23 protein-coding genes and 2 tRNA genes are annotated in these 21,726 nt (G+C 48.5%); 10 read left to right on the forward strand and 15 right to left on the reverse strand.

Features of this window, described 5'->3' with window-relative positions:
- Positions 1-86: 86 nt before the first annotated feature.
- Together KUA48_RS03525 and KUA48_RS03530 are read right to left on the reverse strand one after the other, a co-directional pair.
- Entirely contained in the window at positions 87-1,109 is a 1,023-nt protein-coding gene (locus KUA48_RS03525; RefSeq protein ID WP_218432789.1) for a hypothetical protein, read from the reverse strand.
- Entirely contained in the window at positions 1,096-2,103 is a 1,008-nt protein-coding gene (locus tag KUA48_RS03530; protein WP_218432787.1) for a hypothetical protein, read from the reverse strand. Before KUA48_RS03530 ends, KUA48_RS03525 begins: the two co-directional genes overlap by 14 nt.
- 780 nt (positions 2,104-2,883) lie before the next feature.
- On the opposite strand from KUA48_RS03530, the gene KUA48_RS03535 reads away from it, so the two are divergent.
- On the forward strand, positions 2,884-2,976 hold the full coding sequence (locus KUA48_RS03535) for a smalltalk protein (RefSeq protein WP_022121332.1): 93 nt from the start codon (positions 2,884-2,886) through the stop codon (positions 2,974-2,976).
- Between the two features lie 37 nt (positions 2,977-3,013).
- Positions 3,014-3,556 (forward strand): DNA-binding protein, encoded by a 543-nt coding sequence (locus KUA48_RS03540; protein ID WP_153096066.1) that lies wholly within the window; start codon positions 3,014-3,016, stop codon positions 3,554-3,556.
- Between the two features lie 252 nt (positions 3,557-3,808).
- Here KUA48_RS03540 and KUA48_RS03545 read toward each other — a convergent pair whose 3' ends face one another.
- Positions 3,809-4,096 (reverse strand): hypothetical protein, encoded by a 288-nt coding sequence (locus tag KUA48_RS03545; RefSeq protein WP_022121334.1) that lies wholly within the window; start codon positions 4,094-4,096, stop codon positions 3,809-3,811.
- 46 nt (positions 4,097-4,142) lie between these two features.
- Positions 4,143-4,286 (reverse strand): hypothetical protein, encoded by a 144-nt coding sequence (locus tag KUA48_RS03550; RefSeq protein ID WP_218432785.1) that lies wholly within the window; start codon positions 4,284-4,286, stop codon positions 4,143-4,145.
- 48 nt (positions 4,287-4,334) lie between these two features.
- Here KUA48_RS03550 and KUA48_RS03555 point away from each other — a divergent pair, with 48 nt between their 5' ends.
- The 4 genes from KUA48_RS03555 to nrdG all read left to right on the forward strand — a co-directional run bounded on the left by KUA48_RS03555 (position 4,335) and on the right by nrdG (position 9,786).
- Entirely contained in the window at positions 4,335-5,801 is a 1,467-nt protein-coding gene (locus tag KUA48_RS03555; protein ID WP_117695224.1) for a DASS family sodium-coupled anion symporter, read from the forward strand.
- A gap of 45 nt (positions 5,802-5,846) precedes the next feature.
- Positions 5,847-6,680, forward strand: a complete 834-nt coding sequence (gene coaW, locus KUA48_RS03560; protein ID WP_022121336.1) for a type II pantothenate kinase — start codon at positions 5,847-5,849, stop codon at positions 6,678-6,680.
- A gap of 368 nt (positions 6,681-7,048) precedes the next feature.
- On the forward strand, positions 7,049-9,268 hold the full coding sequence (locus tag KUA48_RS03565; RefSeq protein WP_218432783.1) for an anaerobic ribonucleoside triphosphate reductase: 2,220 nt from the start codon (positions 7,049-7,051) through the stop codon (positions 9,266-9,268).
- 2 nt (positions 9,269-9,270) lie between these two features.
- A complete protein-coding gene (gene nrdG, locus KUA48_RS03570) occupies positions 9,271-9,786 on the forward strand; it encodes an anaerobic ribonucleoside-triphosphate reductase activating protein (protein WP_022121338.1) in 516 nt (171 codons plus the stop codon).
- 61 nt (positions 9,787-9,847) lie between these two features.
- On the opposite strand, the gene KUA48_RS03575 is transcribed toward nrdG, so the two are convergent.
- Positions 9,848-10,264 (reverse strand): 2-amino-4-hydroxy-6-hydroxymethyldihydropteridine diphosphokinase, encoded by a 417-nt coding sequence (locus KUA48_RS03575; protein WP_153083548.1) that lies wholly within the window; start codon positions 10,262-10,264, stop codon positions 9,848-9,850.
- Between the two features lie 147 nt (positions 10,265-10,411).
- On the opposite strand from KUA48_RS03575, the gene KUA48_RS03580 reads away from it, so the two are divergent.
- The 3 genes from KUA48_RS03580 (at position 10,412) to cdd (ending at position 13,206) form a co-directional block, all read left to right on the forward strand.
- Entirely contained in the window at positions 10,412-11,335 is a 924-nt protein-coding gene (locus tag KUA48_RS03580) for a glucosaminidase domain-containing protein (protein ID WP_218432781.1), read from the forward strand.
- 74 nt (positions 11,336-11,409) lie between these two features.
- Entirely contained in the window at positions 11,410-12,699 is a 1,290-nt protein-coding gene (locus KUA48_RS03585) for a M64 family metallopeptidase (protein ID WP_153094109.1), read from the forward strand.
- 24 nt (positions 12,700-12,723) lie between these two features.
- Positions 12,724-13,206, forward strand: coding sequence for a cytidine deaminase (gene cdd, locus KUA48_RS03590; protein ID WP_118254108.1), 483 nt, complete (start codon positions 12,724-12,726; stop codon positions 13,204-13,206).
- Between the two features lie 113 nt (positions 13,207-13,319).
- On the opposite strand, the gene KUA48_RS03595 is transcribed toward cdd, so the two are convergent.
- From KUA48_RS03595 to KUA48_RS03640, 10 genes are all read right to left on the reverse strand, one after another.
- Complete coding sequence (locus KUA48_RS03595) at positions 13,320-14,762, reverse strand: right-handed parallel beta-helix repeat-containing protein (RefSeq protein WP_218432779.1); 1,443 nt, start codon at positions 14,760-14,762, stop codon at positions 13,320-13,322.
- Between the two features lie 42 nt (positions 14,763-14,804).
- Positions 14,805-15,497, reverse strand: coding sequence for an LrgB family protein (locus KUA48_RS03600; RefSeq protein ID WP_153073898.1), 693 nt, complete (start codon positions 15,495-15,497; stop codon positions 14,805-14,807).
- Positions 15,494-15,853 carry a CidA/LrgA family protein gene (locus KUA48_RS03605; RefSeq protein WP_117728647.1) on the reverse strand — a complete coding sequence of 120 codons (360 nt, stop codon included), beginning with the start codon at positions 15,851-15,853 and terminating at the stop codon, positions 15,494-15,496. Before KUA48_RS03605 ends, KUA48_RS03600 begins: the two co-directional genes overlap by 4 nt.
- A 40-nt stretch (positions 15,854-15,893) precedes the next feature.
- The gene (locus KUA48_RS03610) at positions 15,894-16,460 is read right to left on the reverse strand and encodes an AAA family ATPase (RefSeq protein WP_118254105.1); all 567 of its coding nucleotides are present in this window, start codon (positions 16,458-16,460) and stop codon (positions 15,894-15,896) included.
- A 126-nt stretch (positions 16,461-16,586) separates the two neighbouring features.
- A tRNA-Pro gene (locus KUA48_RS03615) sits at positions 16,587-16,660 on the reverse strand.
- A 40-nt stretch (positions 16,661-16,700) separates the two neighbouring features.
- Positions 16,701-16,774, reverse strand: a tRNA-Pro gene (locus KUA48_RS03620).
- Positions 16,775-17,125: 351 nt separating this feature from the next.
- Positions 17,126-17,875, reverse strand: a complete 750-nt coding sequence (locus KUA48_RS03625) for a nucleoside phosphorylase (RefSeq protein WP_214462007.1) — start codon at positions 17,873-17,875, stop codon at positions 17,126-17,128.
- 11 nt (positions 17,876-17,886) lie between these two features.
- On the reverse strand, positions 17,887-18,387 hold the full coding sequence (locus tag KUA48_RS03630) for a nucleotidyltransferase domain-containing protein (protein WP_214462006.1): 501 nt from the start codon (positions 18,385-18,387) through the stop codon (positions 17,887-17,889).
- A gap of 27 nt (positions 18,388-18,414) precedes the next feature.
- Positions 18,415-18,951 carry a GNAT family N-acetyltransferase gene (locus KUA48_RS03635; RefSeq protein ID WP_214462005.1) on the reverse strand — a complete coding sequence of 179 codons (537 nt, stop codon included), beginning with the start codon at positions 18,949-18,951 and terminating at the stop codon, positions 18,415-18,417.
- A 347-nt stretch (positions 18,952-19,298) separates the two neighbouring features.
- Positions 19,299-20,489: an aminotransferase class I/II-fold pyridoxal phosphate-dependent enzyme gene (locus tag KUA48_RS03640; protein WP_118085927.1), complete on the reverse strand. Its 1,191-nt coding sequence runs from the start codon at positions 20,487-20,489 to the stop codon at positions 19,299-19,301.
- A gap of 195 nt (positions 20,490-20,684) precedes the next feature.
- Here KUA48_RS03640 and KUA48_RS03645 point away from each other — a divergent pair, with 195 nt between their 5' ends.
- Entirely contained in the window at positions 20,685-21,725 is a 1,041-nt protein-coding gene (locus KUA48_RS03645) for a diacylglycerol kinase family protein (RefSeq protein ID WP_218432774.1), read from the forward strand.
- The last annotated feature ends 1 nt before the right edge of the window (position 21,726 follow it).

The raw sequence follows: 21,726 nt of genomic DNA on the forward strand, positions 1-21,726 counted from the left end.
ATGCCTAAAACTTGCTCTATTTTACGTTTTTAACATTCCATCTAAAACTTGCCAACACTCACAAGAAGCAATCATTTCCCCGCTTCCTACTGTCCCTTACGGTAGATGGAAACAAAACGTTTAGCGATATTGTTGAGTTCCTCCCGGGCGTTAGGATCTCTTACATCATCAAAACTCCAGTTGGGAAATTCGCCACGCATTTTGGAGAAACGCTTGGAGATGACACTGGCATTGGTCAGGTCGGAAGGCATTTTCAGCTGCTCTGTAAGATACTTGCAGAAAGATGCGCCATTATCAAATTTGCCATCAAAATCGTTGATTTCAGAGAGCGCCTCCATAATCAGGGCATAGTCTTTCTTCAAAGGAATAGCCTTCTCGTCTATCATCTTCTGCAAGGCTCGCTTTACTCTTTCTCCCTGGCTCAAGTCGCCCCATTCCTTCTCATTATCTTCTTCCGTTTTTTCCTGCCCGCCGTTTTCCTGATGCTCATCGTCTGTCACTTCCAATTCCAATGTCCTCTTCTGTTCAGGCTCGAATCCGTGCAGATAATCTTCATCATTGTTCTGGCGCATCAGTTCATTAATCTGAGATGAAACGAAGAAACCATCCTCGCCATAATAACCGATATTGGCTGCCAGCCGCTCAACCACATCCCGGTTCTTCACGACTGCTCCGAGGCACCGCTGAGAAAACTCCTGAGTTACGTAGCCTCTCCATTGCCCCATAATCATTGAGCAAAATTGAAACACTTTCGATTCCAAAGGCATCATCTGAAGTATCACAGCTGCCATATACAGGATGACAAATACGATTCTCTGCCGCTCGTCCTGAGCTGTAGCATACTCATCCTCGTCAACATAGTTTTTTTCATATTGCCCTATTCCTTCCACAAAGGCTAGGCGGCTCTCGGTATCGGTATGCGAAAACATCATTTTGTCTACGATGCAGAACACCTCATAAAAAACATCCTCGCATGAACATCTGGACGTAGGAAACCACGTTTTATCATTGAAGATATCATGGGTGATGGCTCTGAAAACCTGATAAATCATGTGTTGCGAAAAAGATTTATCTACCATCTGTCTGGTCTTCATCTTAAATAACCTCATCGTCGTAACCATTTAAATCATCAAGAATCACATCAAGAGAATTGATCAAAGCAAACTGAGAATCTCCATGACAATCGCAACAGACAGCATCTCCATTAACCAGAGCAACAATCTCAACATCGGAGATTTTCACCTTGGTTCGTTTCAGCGAACGGGAAGAGGTGCACGGACCTTTCCAATAATATACCTTGATACCGTAATCTTCCTTGCTGCACAGGTTCACCATCAAGGCAATGTCTCTGTTTGCCTTGTCTAAGTGCAACTGCTTACCTTTATCTGTACCAAATTTTACCTCATACATACTGGCATTGAGACACTCCATTAATGATTGCTGCATCTGTAATTGCATGACAAAGGAATATGGCGCATCGCTGAGAGACTGATGGCGAGGAAAAGAAAACACCACAGCCTTTGGTCTGCAGCCAGCCTTGATTCTTTCAGCCACGGCATCAAAGAAATCACCAGGTGGCAACTTGGCAGAAATCACCATATTCCAGCCATATTGATTCGCCACCCTGTTGATATTATCACGCAGAAGAGCCACCACCTTGTCCTGTCCCCTTTTGCCGCCGAAGATTCTAGATTCTTCCACAAAAAGGAAACCTCTGTTGGGGCGATTATCAATGATTACCTTACAGAAAGGCTGGTTGTGAATTTCATTCTCCTTAAAGTTACTCCAATAAAATTCTTTTTTGTCTGCGCATACATCCAGCACAGCCACACCTTCGCGAAATCCCAATATTCGGTTGTCGTGAATAACGTCTTCCTCATTCTTCCGTGATTCCACCAAAATCATTTTCTTGCTTTTCAGCAAACTGTCCATTACCTTCTCGAAACCAGTCTGACATTCCTGATATTTTTCAGGCGATGACATTTCGAGAAAATCCAAGGGTAGAGTACCCTCGATACTTGAAAGATTCCGGCTTTTGCAGAAATCATACTTGAAGACAACAAAAGAAGTCTTTTCTGTGCTGTTTTTAGTTCGTCCAGTCATTGGCTTGCGATTTAAGTTGTACCATGAAAGTTATTTTCCATAGCAGCTACAAAAGTAACACTTTTTCCCCGAATAAACAAATAAATTCTAAATTATTTTTTACCAAATTGTCTTTTTTTCATAAAACCATCAAAACAAAATGTGAATGTGAATGTGAATTTGAAATGTAAATCAATGTATCGGGTTGTTCCATCCATTCCTTTAATTGGATATTGTGAATGAAATTCAGTCCTCGCGCGCGTACCTTATTATATATATAATATGAACCTATTATAATGACTACTATTACTTAAACACGATTATACGCTTCTCCTTCAGGTAACATTGAAAAACATTTCAAATTCACATTCACATTCACATTTTTGCCTTTCCTCCTATCCACCAGCTAACCCACATAGCAAGTAACTGTGCGCCCGATGCTCCCAAAACTGCGTGGCGACGCACCGCCAGCCACGTCCCGACGCAGATGACGATACGTCGGGACGTAGCGCCGACTGCATCGGGACGCAGTTGGAAAGGCAAAACATGCCATATAATGTTAACGGATTTAACATTTAATTTAATGGCCATTAAATTAATGGCGGTTAAATTAGGCGGAAGAGAATGGGATATGAGGGAGGAATGCACATGATTCGGGACAAGGATGCACGTGATTCGGGACAACTATTGTTTTTCAGAGAAAAATGTTATATCTTTGCATTGTCGTTCAGAGATAGGCTGAATTAACCACTAAAAAAAACTGATTGTTGAACCATTAAAAAAAAGAAAGGAAAAAAGAAAATGAAAAAGGAAGTTTGGAAAACTATCTTGCAGGTGATTATTGCTGTACTTACTGCCGTAGGCACTACGCTCGGCGTTACCAGCTGCATGTAGACTGATTTGTTTAACCATTAAAAAAACGATTTGAATTATGGGTATTAAAGTAAAAGCAATTGAGCGCAACGTAGCGTTCGAAAAAGGTAAGCAAAAGTGGGCATTCGTGATGCAGGCTGAACTCTACAGCCAGCTCAACGCCACGAAGGTGATAGAAGAAGCCGCCGTGCGCAGCGGATTGCCTAAGGCGGTGATCAACGCCGGATGGTCGGCCATAGGCGAAGTGATTGCAGCATGGGCCACCGAGGGCCACAGCGTGGCTGTGCCAGGACTGGGCAGCCTCCGATTCGGTCTTAACTCTACCGCCGTAGAGGATGTGAACAAGGTGAGCGCCAACCTCATCACCCGCCGATACATCATCTTCGTGCCTAACACCGACATCAAGAAGGAACTCGAAGAGACTTCCGTCAACATCACCTGCTACGATAGAAACGGCAAGGTGGTGAAGCAGGTTACCTCTACCGATACGCCTCCTACTACCCCATCCGACGGCGATAATCCATCCGGAGGCGACACCCCAACGGGCGGCGATTCTACTGGCGGAACCGGAAGCGAAACCGGCGGCGATGGACTTGAATAAAAGGTGCTGAGCCTGAAAACTAAAACCCTCCCCAGGTCTTAAAAAGTCCTAGGGAGGGTAAACTTTGTCTGGCAATTTAGATAGAAGGCAATTTACCAGACGTCCCGAACACAACATGCTAACCCACACATAACCCCAAGAAATCAGCATGTCGCTAACAATCCTTTGTGCCTCAAATAAATAATACTTTTTTTCAAACTAAATCCAATCCTAGCCTCTCGGCTAAAGCATATTTAAAGCTTTTATCTCATTTCAAAACATGATGGTAACATATTCTGCAGCGATATCAACCAGCTTCTTGCGGCGGGCTACACCTATTATATAATGAGCCTCCTTCGCCGAACAGTGGAAGTATTTCTTCACAGCTGTTACCAGTTCTTCCTTGCTTATCGAGCCTACACCCTTAGGATAAGCCTTGCGGATAGCCTTCTCGATGTCTGCCATCTTATATTCATGGTGACGCTTGTGGAAGTACTGCGATACAATGATAGAGAGAACTATCACGAGCAGGATGATAATAAATACTACAGACTTGTTCATTTCCTTATCTCCTTTTAATTGATTAGACAATATTAGGTTCGCTGAATCACCCTTCCGGGTGCTCCAAGTTTTCGTCATCACCGATAGCCGCTATCGGTAAATCCACTGCAAATATAGCATTTTTTCTTGAAATAACAACATTTTTCGGCATTTTTTTCACTATTTCTGCAAAAAAACTTGCTAAATACAAAAAAAACACGTATTTTTGCAAGAAAATAATCCTTAAGACAGAAAGATAATGCAAGAAACTGTAAAGAAAGTATTGAATGGCGATTTTAATCGCAAGAAAGCATTGCTGTTTCTCATAACGGCTCTGCTTACCGTTATCGTCTGGAACCTGCCCATCGACAGCTTCGGCATCGACGGGCTCACCATCGTGCAGCAGCGCGTCATCGCCATCTTCGTCATGGCCGTGATGCTTTGGCTCACCGAGGCCATACCGGCATGGGCTACCAGCGTAGTGATCATCTTCGTGCTGCTGTTCTTCGTCAGCGACTCCGCCTTTAAGATTATGCAAGGTTCGGAGGCTGAGATGGGCAAGCTGCTCGACTATCAGGGTGTGATGGCGTGCTTCGCCGACCCTACCATCATCCTCTTCCTGGGCGGTTTCGTACTCGCCATAGCCGCTACCAAGAGCGGACTCGACGTGATGATGGCGAAGGCCCTGATTGCGCCATTCGGCAAGCGTTCTGAGAACGTGCTGCTGGGCTTCATGCTCATCACCGGCATCTTCTCGATGTTTATTTCAAATACAGCCACCGCCGCCATGATGCTCACCTTCCTCACACCGGTGTTCAAATCATTGCCGCCTTCGGGCAAGGGCCGCGTGGCGCTCACCATGGCCATTCCTATCGGAGCCAACCTGGGCGGTATGGGTACCCCTATCGGAACCCCTCCTAACGCCTTCGCCTTCAAGGTATTGAACGATCCTGCGGGACTCAACCTGGGTCTCAGCTTCGGCGACTGGATGCTCATCATGGCTCCTATGGTGCTCATCATGCTCCTGATGGCATGGGTCATCATCCGCAAGATGTTCCCATTCTCTGCCAAGACCATCGAGCTTAACATCGAGGGTAACATGCAGCACAACTGGCGCACCACGGTAGTGGCCGTCACCTTCCTTGCAACCATCGTGCTCTGGGTATTCGGCAAGCAGCTGGGCATCAACGCCAACACCGTGGCCATGCTCCCTATCGCCATATTCGCCCTTACGGGAGTGGTTACAGCCAAGGACCTGAAGGAGATTGACTGGGCTGTCATCTGGATGGTGGCAGGCGGATTCGCCCTCGGATTGGCGATGAACGGCACCGGTCTAGCCGAGGCAGCCGTAAAGAGCATTCCGTTTGCAGAATTCAATCCGCTGGTCATCATGATTGTATCCGGACTGGTATGCTTCATCCTGAGTAACTTCATCTCCAACACCGCCACCGCCGCCCTGCTCATCCCTATCCTCACGGTGGTATGCGCCGGCATGGGCGACAAGCTCAACACCATCGGCGGCACCTCTACCATCCTCATCGGAGTAGCGGTATCGGCCAGCTGCGCCATGTCGCTGCCTATCTCAACCCCTCCTAACGCCATCGCCTACTCTACCGGACTCATCCAGCAGACCGACATGGTGAAGGCAGGACTCACGGTAGGCATCCTGAGCATGATAGTGGGCTACGCCGTGCTCATCACCTTCTGCAAGATGGGCGTGCTCTAGAGGGGCATCATCTGCGAAAATACACATTATTATATATATAAAGGAATGAAAAAGATTGTTATAGGAATCGACGTAGGCATCTCTACGACCAAGATTGTGGGCATCGATGAAAGCGGCGTGGTGGTAAGCCCCATCCGCATCAAGGCCACCGACCCTATCACCTCGCTCTACGGAGCCTTCGGCAAGTATCTTCACGACAACAAGATTGCGCTGAGCGATGTAGAACAGGTGATGCTCACAGGCGTAGGTTCTGCCTATATCGACGAGCCCATCTACGGACTGCCTACCTCGAAGAGCGAGGAATTCGTGGCCGACGGACTGGGCGCCCGATACGAAAGCAAGCTCGACCGCATGATCGTGGTGAGCATGGGAACCGGTACATCGCTCGTAAAATGCGATGACAACGAGATAAGGCACATCGGAGGCATCGGCATAGGCGGCGGAACCCTGGCAGGACTGAGCCGCATCATGCTCAAGACCGACGACATCAAGCAGATTATCAACCTCGCCAAGGACGGCGACGTGAGCAAGATAAACCTGCTGATAGGCGACATCAGCGCCAAGCCTCTGCCCGGACTCCCGATGAACGCCACCGCATCGCTCTTCAGCAACGCCAAGGCCAACGCTTCGCGCGAAGACATCGCCATGGGACTCATCTGGATGGTGCTGCAGTCGATAGGTTCGGCTACCATCCTCTCATCGCTCGAATCGGGCATCAAGGATTTCGTGCTCATCGGCAACCTCACCCTGCTGCCGCAATGCCGCGAGGTGTTCCCAGCCATGGAGAAACTCTACGGAGTGAGGTTCAGAATACCGAAATACTCGGAATTCTGCACCGCCATCGGAGCTGCGCTCGACTATAAGCGACAGGCAAAATAATCACCCCCAAATCGCCGCAATGCCCTATACACGGGCGTTGCGGCGATTTGCTTTCTCCATTCTGTCACAACGCACAGACAACAAGCTGGAAACGCACACAAGCGCACAAAATGCGCAACACGCTGATAGATAACAACTTAAACGTTTCGGAAAACAGAAATTTGTCAAAGTTTTCCAAAACTTTTTCGTTTCTACCTGATTATCAGTGACTTAATATTTTTTAACGATAAAAAAGTTGTCCAAAAGCAATTACTTTCAGAAATATTTTATATCTTTGCAATGTCAAAAGGAGGTTCCTGTTTACCTCTTCAAGTCATAATGACTTAATACTAAGTAATTTAAACATCAATCGTAAAAGTAATACTAAAATGATCCAGACAGTAGTAAAGCGTGACGGACGCATCGTTGGATTCAACGAACAGAAAATCATGGCAGCCATTCGCAAGGCCATGTTGCATACCGACAAGGGTGAAGATACCACTCTTATCGAGCAGATAACCGACCACATCTCTTATCGCGGCAAGAGCCAGATGAGCGTTGAGGCCATTCAGGACGCCATCGAGATGGAGCTCATGAAGAGTGCCCGCAAAGATGTTGCCCAGAAGTATATCGCATACCGTAACCAGCGTAACATCGCCCGCAAGGCGAAGACACGCGACGTATTCATGAGTATCGTCAATGCCAAGAACAACGACATCACCCGTGAAAACGCCAACATGAATGCCGACACACCAGCCGGCATGATGATGAAGTTCGCTTCAGAAACCACTAAACCATTCGTCGACGACTACCTCCTCTCTGAGGATGTACGCGACGCCGTCATGCACAACTATATACATATTCACGATAAGGACTATTACCCAACCAAGAGTCTCACCTGCGTGCAGCATCCGCTCGACGTGATTCTGAACCACGGTTTCACAGCCGGTCACGGTTCAAGCCGTCCTGCCAAGCGCATCGAGACCGCAGCCGTGCTGGCTTGTATCTCTCTCGAGACCTGCCAGAACGAGATGCACGGCGGTCAGGCCATCCCAGCCTTCGACTTCTATCTGGCTCCATACGTACGCATGTCGTACCAGGAAGAGGTGAAGAACCTGGAGAAGCTGACAGGCGAAGACCTGAGCAACCTCTATGATGCGCCAATCGACGACTACATAGAGAAGCCGCTCGACGAGCTGCAGGGCCGCGAACGCCTGGAGCAGCACGCCATCAACAAGACCGTGAACCGTGTGCATCAGGCGATGGAGGCATTCATCCACAATATGAACACCATCCACAGCCGCGGCGGTAACCAGGTAGTATTCTCAAGCATCAACTACGGTACCGATACCAGCGCCGAGGGCCGCTGCATCATGCGCGAAATCCTGCAGAGCACCTATCAGGGCGTAGGCAATGGCGAAACAGCCATCTTCCCTATCCAGATATGGAAGAAGAAGAGAGGCGTAAACTATCTGCCTGAGGACAGAAACTACGACCTCTACAAGCTGGCGTGCAAGGTAACAGCCCGCCGTTTCTTCCCTAACTTCCTGAACCTCGACGCCACCTTCAACCAGAACGAGAAGTGGCGTGCTGATGATCCGGAGCGCTACAAGTGGGAGATTGCAACCATGGGCTGCCGTACCCGCGTGTTCGAAGACCGCTGGGGCGAGAAGACCAGCATCGCCCGCGGTAACCTGAGCTTCTCTACCATCAACATCGTGAAGCTCGCCATCGAGTGCATGGGCATCGAAGACGAAAAGCAGCGCATCGACATGTTCTTTGCCAAGCTCGACAATATCCTCGACATCACAGCCAAGCAGCTCGACGAGCGCTTCCAGTTCCAGAAGACGGCGATGGCCAAGCAGTTCCCTCTGCTCATGAAGTATCTCTGGGTAGGCGCAGAAAACCTGAAGCCGGAAGAGACTATCGAGAGCGTCATCAACCACGGAACCCTGGGTATCGGCTTCATCGGATTGGCAGAATGCCTGGTTGCCCTCATCGGCAAGCACCACGGCGAGAGCGAGAAGGCACAGGAGCTGGGACTGAAGATCATCACCTACATGCGCGACCGTGCCAACGAGTTCAGCGAGCAGTATCATCACAACTACTCTATCCTGGCTACTCCAGCCGAGGGATTGAGCGGTAAGTTCACTAAGAAGGACAGAAAGCAGTTTGGCGTCATCCCTGGCGTTACAGACCGCGACTATTATACCAACTCCAACCACGTGCCTGTATACTATAAGTGTACAGCCCTGAAGAAGGCACAGGTCGAGGCTCCATACCACGACCTGACCCGTGGCGGCCACATCTTCTATGTAGAGATTGACGGCGATGCTACCCACAACCCTTCAGTTATCGAGAGCGTGGTAGACATGATGGATAAGTACAACATGGGTTACGGCTCAGTAAACCACAACCGCAACCGCTGTCTCGACTGCGGCTACGAGAATGCTGACGCCCACCTCGAGGTTTGTCCTAAGTGCGGCAGCCACCACATCGACAAGCTGCAGCGCATCACCGGTTATCTGGTAGGTACTACAGACCGTTGGAACAGCGGCAAGCTTGCCGAGCTCCACGACCGAGTAACCCATATCGGAGGGGAAAAGTAAAAATGATTAGTGTATTAAGCATCGTACATGATACGATGGTAGACGGTCCGGGCTTCCGCACATCCATTTATTGTGCGGGATGCCCCAACCATTGTCCGGGCTGCCATAATCCGCAGTCGTGGGACATCAGCCACGGCACGATGACCTCTACCGACGAGCTGATGAAGGAAATCATGAGCGACCCCTTCGCCAACGTCACCTTCTCGGGCGGCGACCCAATGTTTCAGGCAAAGGGCTTTGCCGAGCTGGCGCGCGCCATCAGGGAGCAGAGCAGCAAGAGCATCTGGTGCTTTACGGGCTATCTCTTCGAAAATCTCGTGAAGAATCCCGAGCAGCTGGAACTCCTCCGCCAAATCGATGTATTGGTAGACGGTCCCTTCGTACAAGCATTGCGCGATGAAGACCTCTTCTTCAGGGGCAGCAGCAACCAGCGCATCATCAACGTGCAGAAGTCGCTGAAAGAAGGAAGAGTGATAGAGCTCAATCTTACAACAGAAAACCCGAATCCGGTATTGTAAATCTACATACCAGATTCGGGTTTCCCGTTTATTTTTTCATGCACGGAATACACAGATTTTCTTATCTTAAATATTTCCTATCCCTCTTAGCATCCTTCTCTTCGAGGTAGCTGATAGAACTCTGAATATAATCACGCTCCCACTCGCTCTCGTGCAATTTCTCATCGCCATAGAGCAGAAGGTCGAGATCCAGCGGAACATCTACCTTACGATAAGGACCACGGATTCTGCGTCCGCATCTCTGCTCCACACTCCGCAGCGCGGCAAGCACAGACTTCTTAGAGCAGATGGTCTCCCCCAACATCACCTGATTCAGAAACTTGTCTGAATTCTCCAGTCCGATAGGCTCAGTCCACATGCGCGGACCGAAAAGGCTGTTCTTGAACATACAACTCAGATGTTCATGCGCCTTCAACACATTCTCCTCCTGATTTCTGTTAGAGCCGATAGCTATAATTACTTTTGTACGAGTTTTCATTATTAAAATCATTATTTCTACAAAACAAGTCAGTTTCTCTCAGAAAAGACAGATAGCCCCTGCATTTGTATGTCATATTTTGTGCAAAGATATTAAAAATTTTGTAATAAACCGCGATTTATCCGTTTTTTTTTATATTTTTGCAGAATGAATCATCTAAAAGCAAATATTTTAGGGCTCGCTCTGCTCTGCTGCCTCCCGATGGGCGCACAGCTGAAGTGGAACCAGTCCTATCAGACATATATCAATCAGTATAAGGATCTTGCCATCGAGCAGATGCTCCGTTACCGCATTCCAGCCAGCATCACCCTAGCACAGGGACTGTTTGAGAGTGCGGCAGGAAGGAGCGTCCTCGTACGCCAGGGCAACAACCACTTCGGCATAAAATGTCACAACTGGACGGGCCCAACCCAGTACCACGACGATGATGCCCGGGGCGAATGCTTCCGCGTATACCAGGACGCAAGAGACAGCTACGAAGACCACAGCAAGTTTCTGGCGCGCCAGCCACGCTACGCACGCCTCTTCGAACTCTCGCAGCACGACTACAAGGGATGGGCTCGCGGACTGAAAGCCTGCGGCTACGCCACCAACCCGCAGTATGCCAGCAAGCTGATACAGATTATAGAGCTCTACAAGCTCAACCAGTATGACAAGGCCAAGCGCTACGACCGCTTCATGGCTACCCACAGCGGTACCGACCAGCCTGTAAACGCCGAAGGATTGCTGCACCCTATCCATATCTTCAACAAGAATTACTATCTCTATGCCCGCGAAGGCGACACCTTCAAGAGCATAGGCAAGGAGGTGGGCATCAGCTGGCGCAAACTGGCTCGCTACAACGAGCGCAACAAGCACGCCGTGCTGCACAAGGGCGACATCATCTATCTGAAAAAGAAACGCTCCAAGGCACCTAAGCAGTATAAGAAGCGCCCTCACGTGATACAGCCGGGCGAAAGCATGTACACCATCTCGCAGAAGTATGGCATCCGACTGGAGAAACTCTACAAGATGAACCATCTCGACCCTAACATCCCGGTAAGCGTAGGAACAAGACTGAGGGTGAGATAAGTGATTAGTGATTCGGTCACTTGGTGATTCGATGAGAAATGTGAATGTGAATGTGAATTTTAAATGAAAATACAATGAAGAGAATGATATTATCCCTCGCCACCATGGCGATGCTGATGGCGCCCGGCACAATAAAAGCGCAAAACTTTGACGACTATTTCACAGACAAGACGCTGCGGGTAGACTATACCTTTGCCGGCAACCAGAAGCAGCAGATGATAGCAGTAGACGAACTCAACGTAATGCCACGCTGGTACGGCAAACGGCAGCGACTGGCCGAACTCCCGGTAGAGGGCAACGGACAGATAACCGTACGCGACCACCGCTCGGGCAAAATCATCTACCGCAACTCCTTCTCCACCCTCTTCCAGGAATGGCTCTCCTATCCAGAGGCAGAGAAGAACACGCAGAGTTTCGAGAACGTATTCCTCGTTCCGATGCCGAAAGATACCGTAGACATCACCCTCGACCTGCGCAACAACCGCCGCGAGATAACCACCACGCTCACCCACCAGGTAGCGCCGAAAGACATTCTGATTCATCAGAAAGGCAACAAGCCTACACCATACGTCACCCTGCAGCAGGCTGCCGACACCACCCGATGCATCCACATCGCATACGTGGCTGAAGGCTATACCGATGCAGAGATGCCTGTCTTCCTGAAAGATGCGCAGGAAGCTACAGAGGCCATCTTCGCCCACGAACCCTTCAAGAGCATGAGAGACCGCTTCAACATCGTAGCCGTAAAATCGCCATCCAAGCAGAGCGGACCTAGCATCCCAGCCCAGGGCATCTGGCACGAGACCGCCCTCAGCTCTCATTTCGACACCTTCTACAGCGACCGCTACCTTACCACCCTGCATCTCAAAGACCTGCACAACTGGCTGGCAGGTACCCCTTACGAGCACATCATCGTGCTGGTAAATTCGGATAAGTATGGCGGTGGCGGCATCCTCAATTCATACAATCTCACTACCTGCCACCAGAAATGGTTCAAGCCGGTAGTGGTGCATGAGTTTGGCCATTCCTTTGCCGGACTTGCCGATGAATACGCCTACGAGCAGGAGCAGATACCGATGTATCCTCACGATGTAGAGCCTTGGGAGAAGAACATCACTACCCTTGCCGATTTCCACGGAAAATGGGAGAACATGATAGACAAGAAGACCAAGATTCCTACTCCGCTCTCAAAGAAAGAGAAGGAGGCGGTGAGCAAGGTGGGTGTCTTCGAAGGTGCCGGATACAGCTTGAAGGGCGTTTACCGCGGTGTGCAGGACTGCCGTATGCGCATCAACGAAACGCCGGAATTCTGTGCAGTATGCAAGAAGGCGCTGCAGGACCTCATCGACTTCTACACGAAATAAAGAAATCATAAAAACATTATATCTATGAAAGAGCAAAACCTAAACATCAGATACATGGTGGCTCAGCTCTCAGAGTTGAGCCAGCAGGAGCAGGAGCTCGTTAACAGGGCGAAGGCTGCCACCAGCAATGCGTATGCTAACTACAGCCACTTCTATGTGGGAGCAGCCCTGCTGCTGGGCGACGGCAGAATAGTGATTGGAGCCAACCAGGAGAACGCCGCCTTCCCGTCGGGACTCTGTGCCGAGCGCAGCGCCATCTTCGGTGCCCAGAGCAACTATCCCGACCAGCCTATCCTGACGCTCGCCATAGCAGCGAGAAACGGAAATGGTTTCCTCAAGTCGCCTATCTCGCCATGCGGAGCCTGCCGCCAGGTGATACTGGAGATGGAAGACCGCTACCAGCGCCCCGTACGCATCCTGCTCTATGGCGAGAACGGCACCTACTGCTTCGACAGCATCAAAGACCTTCTCCCCTTCAGCTTCGTAGATTCGAACATGAAGGAATAAGATTACAGAGCCCACCTCTAAAAAGGGCTCAGGATATAAGAAAAAGCCCTACAGGAAGTTTGCATCATGCAGACTTTCCTGTAGGGCTTTCTTCTTATTCCTCCTTATACTCATTATTCCTCCCTATATTCAAAGCATCCTGCGGCAGGCTGCTCTTTCTTTCTCGGCAAACCATCACGGTCGGTTGCAGGCAGGGTTTCGGCAGCTGCCTTTCCTATTGCTGCCGACTCCTTGCTCAGATGGAAATCATACTTCAGATTATCTGTGTCGAAAAGGCGGAAATGCTTCTCGGCAAACACCGTCTTATCCTTGATGTCCTCATAAACCACATGGGTGAACTTCAGACTGTCGTCCGTCTCCAGCTTCTCCGTGCGCAACACACAATGGTCGAAGAGGAAATTGAAGGCATCCTCCTCTTTCGGAGCCTCCCAGACCACCTCATCATCATGATAGCCCGTTACGAGCGAATTTCTCACCTCAAAACGAGGCAGCGGAGAGGCAAAACCGATGGCAGACTCGCGGCGCCCGTCAAACGGATAGAACTGGGCTATGGTGCAGCCGTTTACCTCAACATCGCCACCCTCAACATAGAGCGGATGGTTTAAGCAATTGGTTATCTGCGAATTATAAACCTGCACCTTGGCAGAATCAATCCTCACACCGTAGCCCTGACTGTTATGAATCGTGGCATTCTCGATGAGCAGTTTCTGCTTCGTAGCATCGCCCGCTTCTATCATCACAGCATCGTAGGCACTATGAATATCAGCAAACGAAATCCTGCAGTCATGAGCCGAAGACATCAGTCTGATGCCCTGCCATTGTCCCGGTGTGCGGTCATAAGGCAGATAATCGAACATGTGGTCCAGTCGGTCGCCCCGCATCACCACTTCCCTGTCCTTTTCGCCCTCAATCTTCAGCGAACCGAACACCTGCAAACCCGCATTCTCGTGGAAATAGAGTTGGGTGCCCGGAGCAATGGTCAGCGTAGCCGCCGAATCAACCCTGATGCCGCCATAAACCACTACCGGCAGCGTACTCTCCAGCAGCTGGTCCTGCTTCACCTCGAGCGAATTGAGTTTCATCGCATCCCATGAAAACGCCCTCAGGTTCACCTTCTGCTCCACGCCACTTTCCAGCGCAAACACCAGGTTGTCGCTCACCAGCTGCGGCTCTTTGCTGTTCTGCATCGCCGAAGTCAGTTCTACAAACACACGTATGCTGTCACCCTTCCTGATCTCCACATTCTGCGTCTGGAATCCCACTTCGCTGCCCAAATAAGAGCCGTCAACATTCACCCGGTAGCCCTTCTGGTTACCGTTTTCCAGCCGCACCGACTGGCAGCGCAGAGCCTTGCCCGTACGGTTGTAAACCCAGAAGCTTCGGGTAGGCGTAGGCACATTCGAGAAGGTGGTGTCCATCTTCAGCGTATCTACCGAAAACGAGAGCACATCTCCCCTCGACGTTGAGAAACTCTCATCGTCGGCACAACTGGCAAGCAGGGCGCTCATCGCCATCCCTACACCCATTATATACAAAAATCCCTTTTTCCGTTTCATATCTATAAAAACGGAAAAAGGGAAATATTATTGTATCTGCCTCTACATAAACAGAGCAAAGATGGATGATCCTACAACCGTCAGCACACCGCAAACCACGATGCTCAGACTGCTCATGGCTCCCTCTATGGTACCCATTTCCATCGCCTTTGCCGTACCCAGCGCATGGGCAGAACAGCCGATGGCGATACCTTTGGCAATAGGCTCTTTGATGGAGAGAAGCTTCAGGAATTTCTCGGCAAAGATGTTGCCCAGCACACCTGTTACGATGATGACGACCACCGAAACCGAAACATGACCACCCAACTCCTCAGAAACGCCGATACCGATGGCGGTAGTGATGCTCTTAGGCAGGAAGGTAACGTAGGACGCATGGTCGAAATGGAAGATGAGGGCGAGAATGAGCACGGAGCAGAGACTCGCCAGCACGCCCGAAACAATGCCGATCAGCACAGCCCGATAATTCTTCTTCAGAAGCTCAACCTGCTGATAAAGTGGCACAGCCAGACAGATGGTGGCTGGTGTGAGCAGATAGCTGATGCTGTTGGCGCCTGCCGAATAGGTCTTGTAATCTACGCCAGTCAGCAGGAGCGTGATGATGACGAGGATGATGGAGATGAGCAGCGGGTTCATCAGCGACCATCCCGTCTTCAGCTTCAGCAGCATGCCTATGCCGTAGGCTGCCAGACTGATGAGAACGCCGAAGAAGACAGAATCCTGGAACAACTGGTTCATTTCTTCGCCTCCTTTCCTTTTCTGATTACCAACTGCGTAATCCAGCCCGAAGCACCCATCACGACGAAGGTGCTGACCACCGTAACTACGATATACTGAAACCATGCATTGCCGATATCCTGATAAGAATCAATGAGTCCTACGGCAGCCGGAATAAACATCACGGGCATGATGGCAATGAGGAAACTGCTGGTTTCGCGGATATGCTTCACCTTGATCAGTTTTGTTTCCAGCGCAAGGAAGAGCAGGATGATGCCATAGATGCTTGCCGGAATAGGCAATGGCAGCAAAAAATGAAGCAATTCCCCCGCAAAGGAGAAAGCTATGATTATCAAAAATTGAATTAAAAACTTCATGTTGAATTACTTTAAACCTTGGAACTTTGAACCTTTGAATCTAAATCAAGCTAACGTACTGCTCAATGAGGCTTGCCGTCTCTTCTACGCCCAGGCGCACAGTATCCAGGCAGATGTCGTAATCATCGGCATTTCCCCAGGTAAGGCCTGTATAATACTTATGATAAGCCACTCTGCAATCCTCGGTGTGCTCTACAAACTCCTCAGCTTCCTCATACGAAAAGCCCTTCTCCTCCTGAATCTCCTTGATGCGAGCCTCCAGATTGCCGCTCAGGAAAACAGAAATCAGGTCTTTGCGCTCGCGGAAGATATAGTTTCCGCAACGGCCAATGATGATACAGTCTTCATCGCCTATCATATCGGCAAGTGTATGGAGCGGTTTTTCTGTCAGCGCCCTCTGCGTTTCGCCAAGCGACGACATCGAGAAGAGCAGTTCATCTACCGGCCGCTCATCGAAGAAAGCCTCCATCTCGTCGAGCACTCCTCTCTGTTCAGCCATTTCCATCATATTTTTACGGGTATAAAAAGGAATACCATACTTTTCGGCGAGCAGCTTGCCCACGCGAATAGCGCCACATCCACACTGGCGCGCTATCGTTATAATCATGATTCTATAAAATTAAAACGTATATAATAATTACTCAGTTCCGTTATCCCCCTCCAGCCCATCCAGGGCGGGAGTTTTATATAGCAAAAAAGCTAAGAAGATTTGACTCTTCTTAGCTTTCTTGTGTCGGGGCGACAGGATTCGAACCTGCGACCACCTGTTCCCAAAACAGGAGCGCTACCGGGCTGCGCTACACCCCGCTTGTGCTTTGCTAAAGGTTTGTGTGAGAGAAAAATAGAGTCGGGGCGACAGGATTCGAACCTGCGACCACCTGTTCCCAAAACAGGAGCGCTACCGGGCTGCGCTACACCCCGCTTACTCATCTCTACGACACCTCTTAAGCATTGCTTTAAGCATCATTTCTGAATTGCGAGTGCAAAGGTACTACATTTTTTCGATTCCACCAAATTTTTCCCTAACTTTTTTCAAAAAAATATGCATTTTAATGCAAAATGGCTGGGAAACAGGCAAAAAATAAGGGCAACCCCTATCCGGAATTGCCCTTATACCTTATTATATTTATAGAACTTTCGCAAGTTTTGCACCACACGCCCTGAAAGGGCAGAAACTCCTAGCCCAGGGCATCGCCCTGGGGTATTACGGGGGCGTCAGCTGAACTGTGTCAAGGCTGTTAACTAAATGGGAATTTACAATTCTGATATACTTCAGATGTAGGTTGCCGTTTCTAAAGCAATATAAAGTTTGTTTAAACTATGGTTGGCATTGTTCAAGCCTTTGGCTTCATATCCATTTGTATCCAAAATGTCACCTGTTTCAAAAAAAGCATACAACTTCAAATTGTAGAAGTCGCACACAGATTGAACTCCAGCCAATTCCATTTCTACAGCGATGCACCCTTCTTCCATACGTTTGCGTACAAGTCCTTTTGTTTCTCTGACCATCGAATCTGTCGTCCATATTTTACCTGTAATATATGGTACAGATAATTTGTCGAAAATTATGGAAAGTTCCTTGCTTGCGGCTATATCAATATAGTCGGATGGTGCTGCAAAATAATATGAACACCCGTCCCCTCTGTAACTTTGTGTCGGTATGATAAATCTACCTTGTGTGGTTGTACGGTCAAGACTGCCACAGGAACCGAACATAATGAACTTTGATGCTCCAGTTAGCCAGCTTGCAAGATAACATTGAGAGGATGCTACTGCTGAACCTATTCCTGACAGGTAGAAAGTTATCGTAACTCCTTTATAAGTTGTTTTATAGATATGCGTGTCGCCATTGCAAGCCGGCATAGTTGCAATAATTTCAGATTCGTAGGAATCAAGTAAATGCCGATGAATCTCCTTCGAGAATATTATCAGGCATATATCTGCAAAATCTCCACGTCTGCCGTAGAAATCAAACAGATTGATCATTGGTTCAGTTTCAATATCATAACTATCAGTAATCATAGCATATTGAATCAGATGTGAGATTTATATTGCTCCGGTATCTCAAGATTGAAAGTTCTGCATAATAACAGGACGTCATGGACATCATTTTCATCATATTCATATCCAAGATGAAACTGTACCTGTGCCTCCGGGTTTATGCAGGACACCTCAATATTCCCGATATTTCCTTTACCTGAGAAAGTTTCGCTTGGAAAAATGTATCCGTCATATAGGATTCCATCTTCTACATATTCGAAACAATGCATATCGATTATTCTTCCGTTGTCATCTTTCCAGACAGTATGGCTGTCGGTCGTATAGTCCATTATAACTTCTCTGTATCCCTTCCCTGTAATCACGGATATGGTTATACAGTAGTCTTTCTTCTCTACGAACAGATCGATGTCGTTATGTGTTCTTGTTTCCCTGCCTATAAGTGCATCGACACCCCAACCGCCGTCTAGAAACACCTTTACAGATGCTTCAGACAGCATTTCAAGAATCTCACATACATCAAAACAAGTTACCATAAAATTCGAATTTATGATGGTTCAGAGTTATACCTCCTCTGCCTGCATAGGCTTGTATACCGTGTCTACCACTCTGCGCTGGCATTCGTCGGCATCGGAAAGAGGGTGGGTACTGATAAGCATAAGGACACAGGAGGGGTCGAGGTGTGCGTCATTCAGGATTCTGGGATCCTCCAACTCAACATGAAAACCGTTACGCTCGTAGAAGGCGATGCGTCGGCGTGTGATGTCATCAGTTGGAGGCTCCACTTCCCCGATTATCGGCAAATTGGTCTCTTCCCTCAGGAGTTTCAGCGTCAATGCGCCCAAACCCTTGTTACGGTGGATGTCAAGCGTAGCCAAATACAGGAGATAACGACATATGCCTAATTCAAATACTACAGCCATACCGCAGAAGTCGTCATCTTCAGTGATGGCATAAAAAGACATTTCCTGGCAGTGGTCTATCATCCACAGGAAACGTTCAGTGTCAGTTCTCTCCGCTTCGGAAAAAGCAGACTCGTAGAGCTCTGGAACTTGCGCTATCAGCGGGTCTTTGCTTGACTGTATTTTTATCAGTTTCATGCTAAATTTCGATTTATCGGTTTAAATATAACAAATCCACAGCAAATTGTATCTATCTTCGAACTTTATCTAACAGCCTTGACACAGTTCATTTTACACTTTCGGGTATTACGGGCGCTAGCCTATCGCCCTGTAAGGGCAAAAGCTTTAAAACTCCAGGCAAAACATAAAGCTTTTGCCCTTACAGGGCGCCTTGCTGATTGCCATTATACCCAGGGCGATGCCCTGGGCTAGGAGCTTTTGGGCCTTCAGCCCGTACTTGAACCACATGCAAAAGTTCTGTTATATATAGTAGCGGCAAAGAACCGCAACAATACTTGCTGAACTTTTAAATCAGAAATCTGATTTTACTTGATGATTCCCTCTTCTACGAAAATCTTCTTCAAGATCTGGACAGCCTGCTCAACCTGCTCTCTTGTATGAGTAGCCATGAGTGCGAAACGTACCAATGTATCCTGAGGAGCACAAGCTGGAGGAATAACAGGGTTGATGAACACACCTGCATCGTAAGCCATCTTGGTAACAACGAATGTCTTCTCAGCATCGCGTACGTAGAGAGGAATGATAGGACTCTCTGTCTCGCCAATCTCGAAACCTTCCTCGCGGAAACGCTTCAAGGCATAGTTGGTTACATCCCAGAGATTCTCGAAACGCTCTGGCTCATTCTGAATAATGTGGAGAGCCTCGAGAGCTGCTGCTGTGGCAGCTGGAGTGTTAGATGCGCTGAAGATATAAGTACGGCAGTTGTGACGGAGGAAGTTGATCGTATCCTTGTCTGATGCGATGAAACCGCCGATAGAAGCCAGACTCTTAGAGAATGTACCCATGATGAGGTCTACCTCATCGGTCAGACCGAAGTGGTCGCAGACACCACGACCCTGCTTGCCGAATACGCCAAGACCATGAGCCTCGTCTACCATGATAGAGCAGTTGTACTTATGCTTGAGTTTTACAATCTCAGGCAAGTTAGCCAGGTCGCCCTCCATAGAGAACACACCGTCAACAACGATGAGCTTGATAGCCTCCTCAGGGAGCTTAGAGAGCACGCGCTCCAAATCTTCCATATCGTTGTGCTTGTAGTGGAGCTGGGTAGCGAATGAGAGACGGCGGCCATCTACGATACTTGCGTGGTCGCGGTCATCGCAGATAACATAGTCGTTACGACCTACTACGCAAGCCAAGACACCCTGGTTAACAGAGAATCCTGTAGAGAAACACAAAGTTTCATCCTTGCCCACAAACTCAGCAAGCTCCTTTTCGAGCTGCACGTGCAAATCGAGCGTACCATTGAGGAAACGGCTTCCTGCACAACCAGAACCATACTTGTCGAGCGCAGCCTTTGCTGCATCAATAACACGCTGGTCGTTAGTCAAACCTTGATAAGCATTAGAACCGAACATCAGGATTTTATGACCATCGATGTCGGTTACCTCTGTCATCTGCTTACTTGTGATCTCGCGGAAATATGGATACACACCGGCAGCCATATACTTCTGAGGTTCACGATAATTCTTGTATCTTTCTTGTAATTGTCCCATTATTAATAGGTGTACTTTATTATCTTTTTTTATATTTTTCTAAGTTTCAGGGTGCAAAGATACAAAAAAGAACTCAATAAATGGCTTTTTTTATAAGAAAGTTTACTTTTATAGTTTTTTTAATCGATATTTCTTGTTATTTTGGGTATTTTTATTACTTTTGCAGCCTAAATTTTACAAACTCTTGACTATATAATGAAGAAAAAGATACTTTTCATCATGAATCCGATTTCAGGAACAGCCAGCAAGGCGGCAGTTCCCAGTCTGATAGATTCTGTTTTGGACAAAGAACTTTTTGAGTACGAGATAAGAATGACTGAAAGAGCTGGGCACGCTTCGGAAATTGCTACCGAAGCGAAGAACAACCATGTAGATGTGGTTGTGGCGGTTGGCGGTGACGGAACCGTCAACGAGGTGGCCCGCTCACTGGTTCACTCCGATACTGCCCTCGGCATTCTGCCTTGCGGTTCGGGCAACGGACTGGCAAGACATCTGCTGCTCCCGATGAACCTGAAGAAATGCATAGAGGTCATCAACCAATGCCAGATTAGAGATCTGGATTATGGTGTCATCAACGACCACCCGTTCTTCTGCACCTGCGGCATGGGCTTTGACGCTTTCGTCAGCATGAAGTTTGCCGAGAGCGGCAAGCGTGGTCCTATCACTTATGCTGAAAATATCCTGCGCGAGGGATTGAAGTATAAGCCTGAGACTTACACGCTGGAGGACGAGACGGGCACCAAGCAGTATAAGGCGTTCCTCATTTCCTGTGCCAACGCATCTCAGTATGGCAACAATGCCTATATTGCCCCTCAAGCATCCATGAGCGACGGTTTGATGGATGTTGTCATCATGGAACCATTCGATGTAATCGAGGCGCCTCAGGTAAGTTTCGACATGTTCAACAAGACGCTGGACAAGAACTCGAAGATCAAGTCGTTCCGCTGCAAGAAGCTCCATATCACCCGCAGTCAGCCAGGCGTAATCCATTATGATGGCGACCCTGTGATGACGGGTGAAGAGATTGATGTCCATCTGGAAGAAAAAGGAATCAAGATGGTGGTGAACCCATTTGCCAACAAGAACGACCGCAAGCCGAACATGATTCAGTCTGCCTTTGCCGATTTCTTCAACGACATCAATGCCGTGCGCGATGATATTCATAAAGACATCCAGCGCCAGAGCAAAAGAGTAGAAGCTATCAGCAAACTGGTACAGAAGAAGCTGAACCTTTAAG

The sequence above is a fragment of the Segatella copri genome (genome assembly GCF_019249795.2).
GTDB classification, from domain to species: domain Bacteria; phylum Bacteroidota; class Bacteroidia; order Bacteroidales; family Bacteroidaceae; genus Prevotella; species Prevotella copri_B.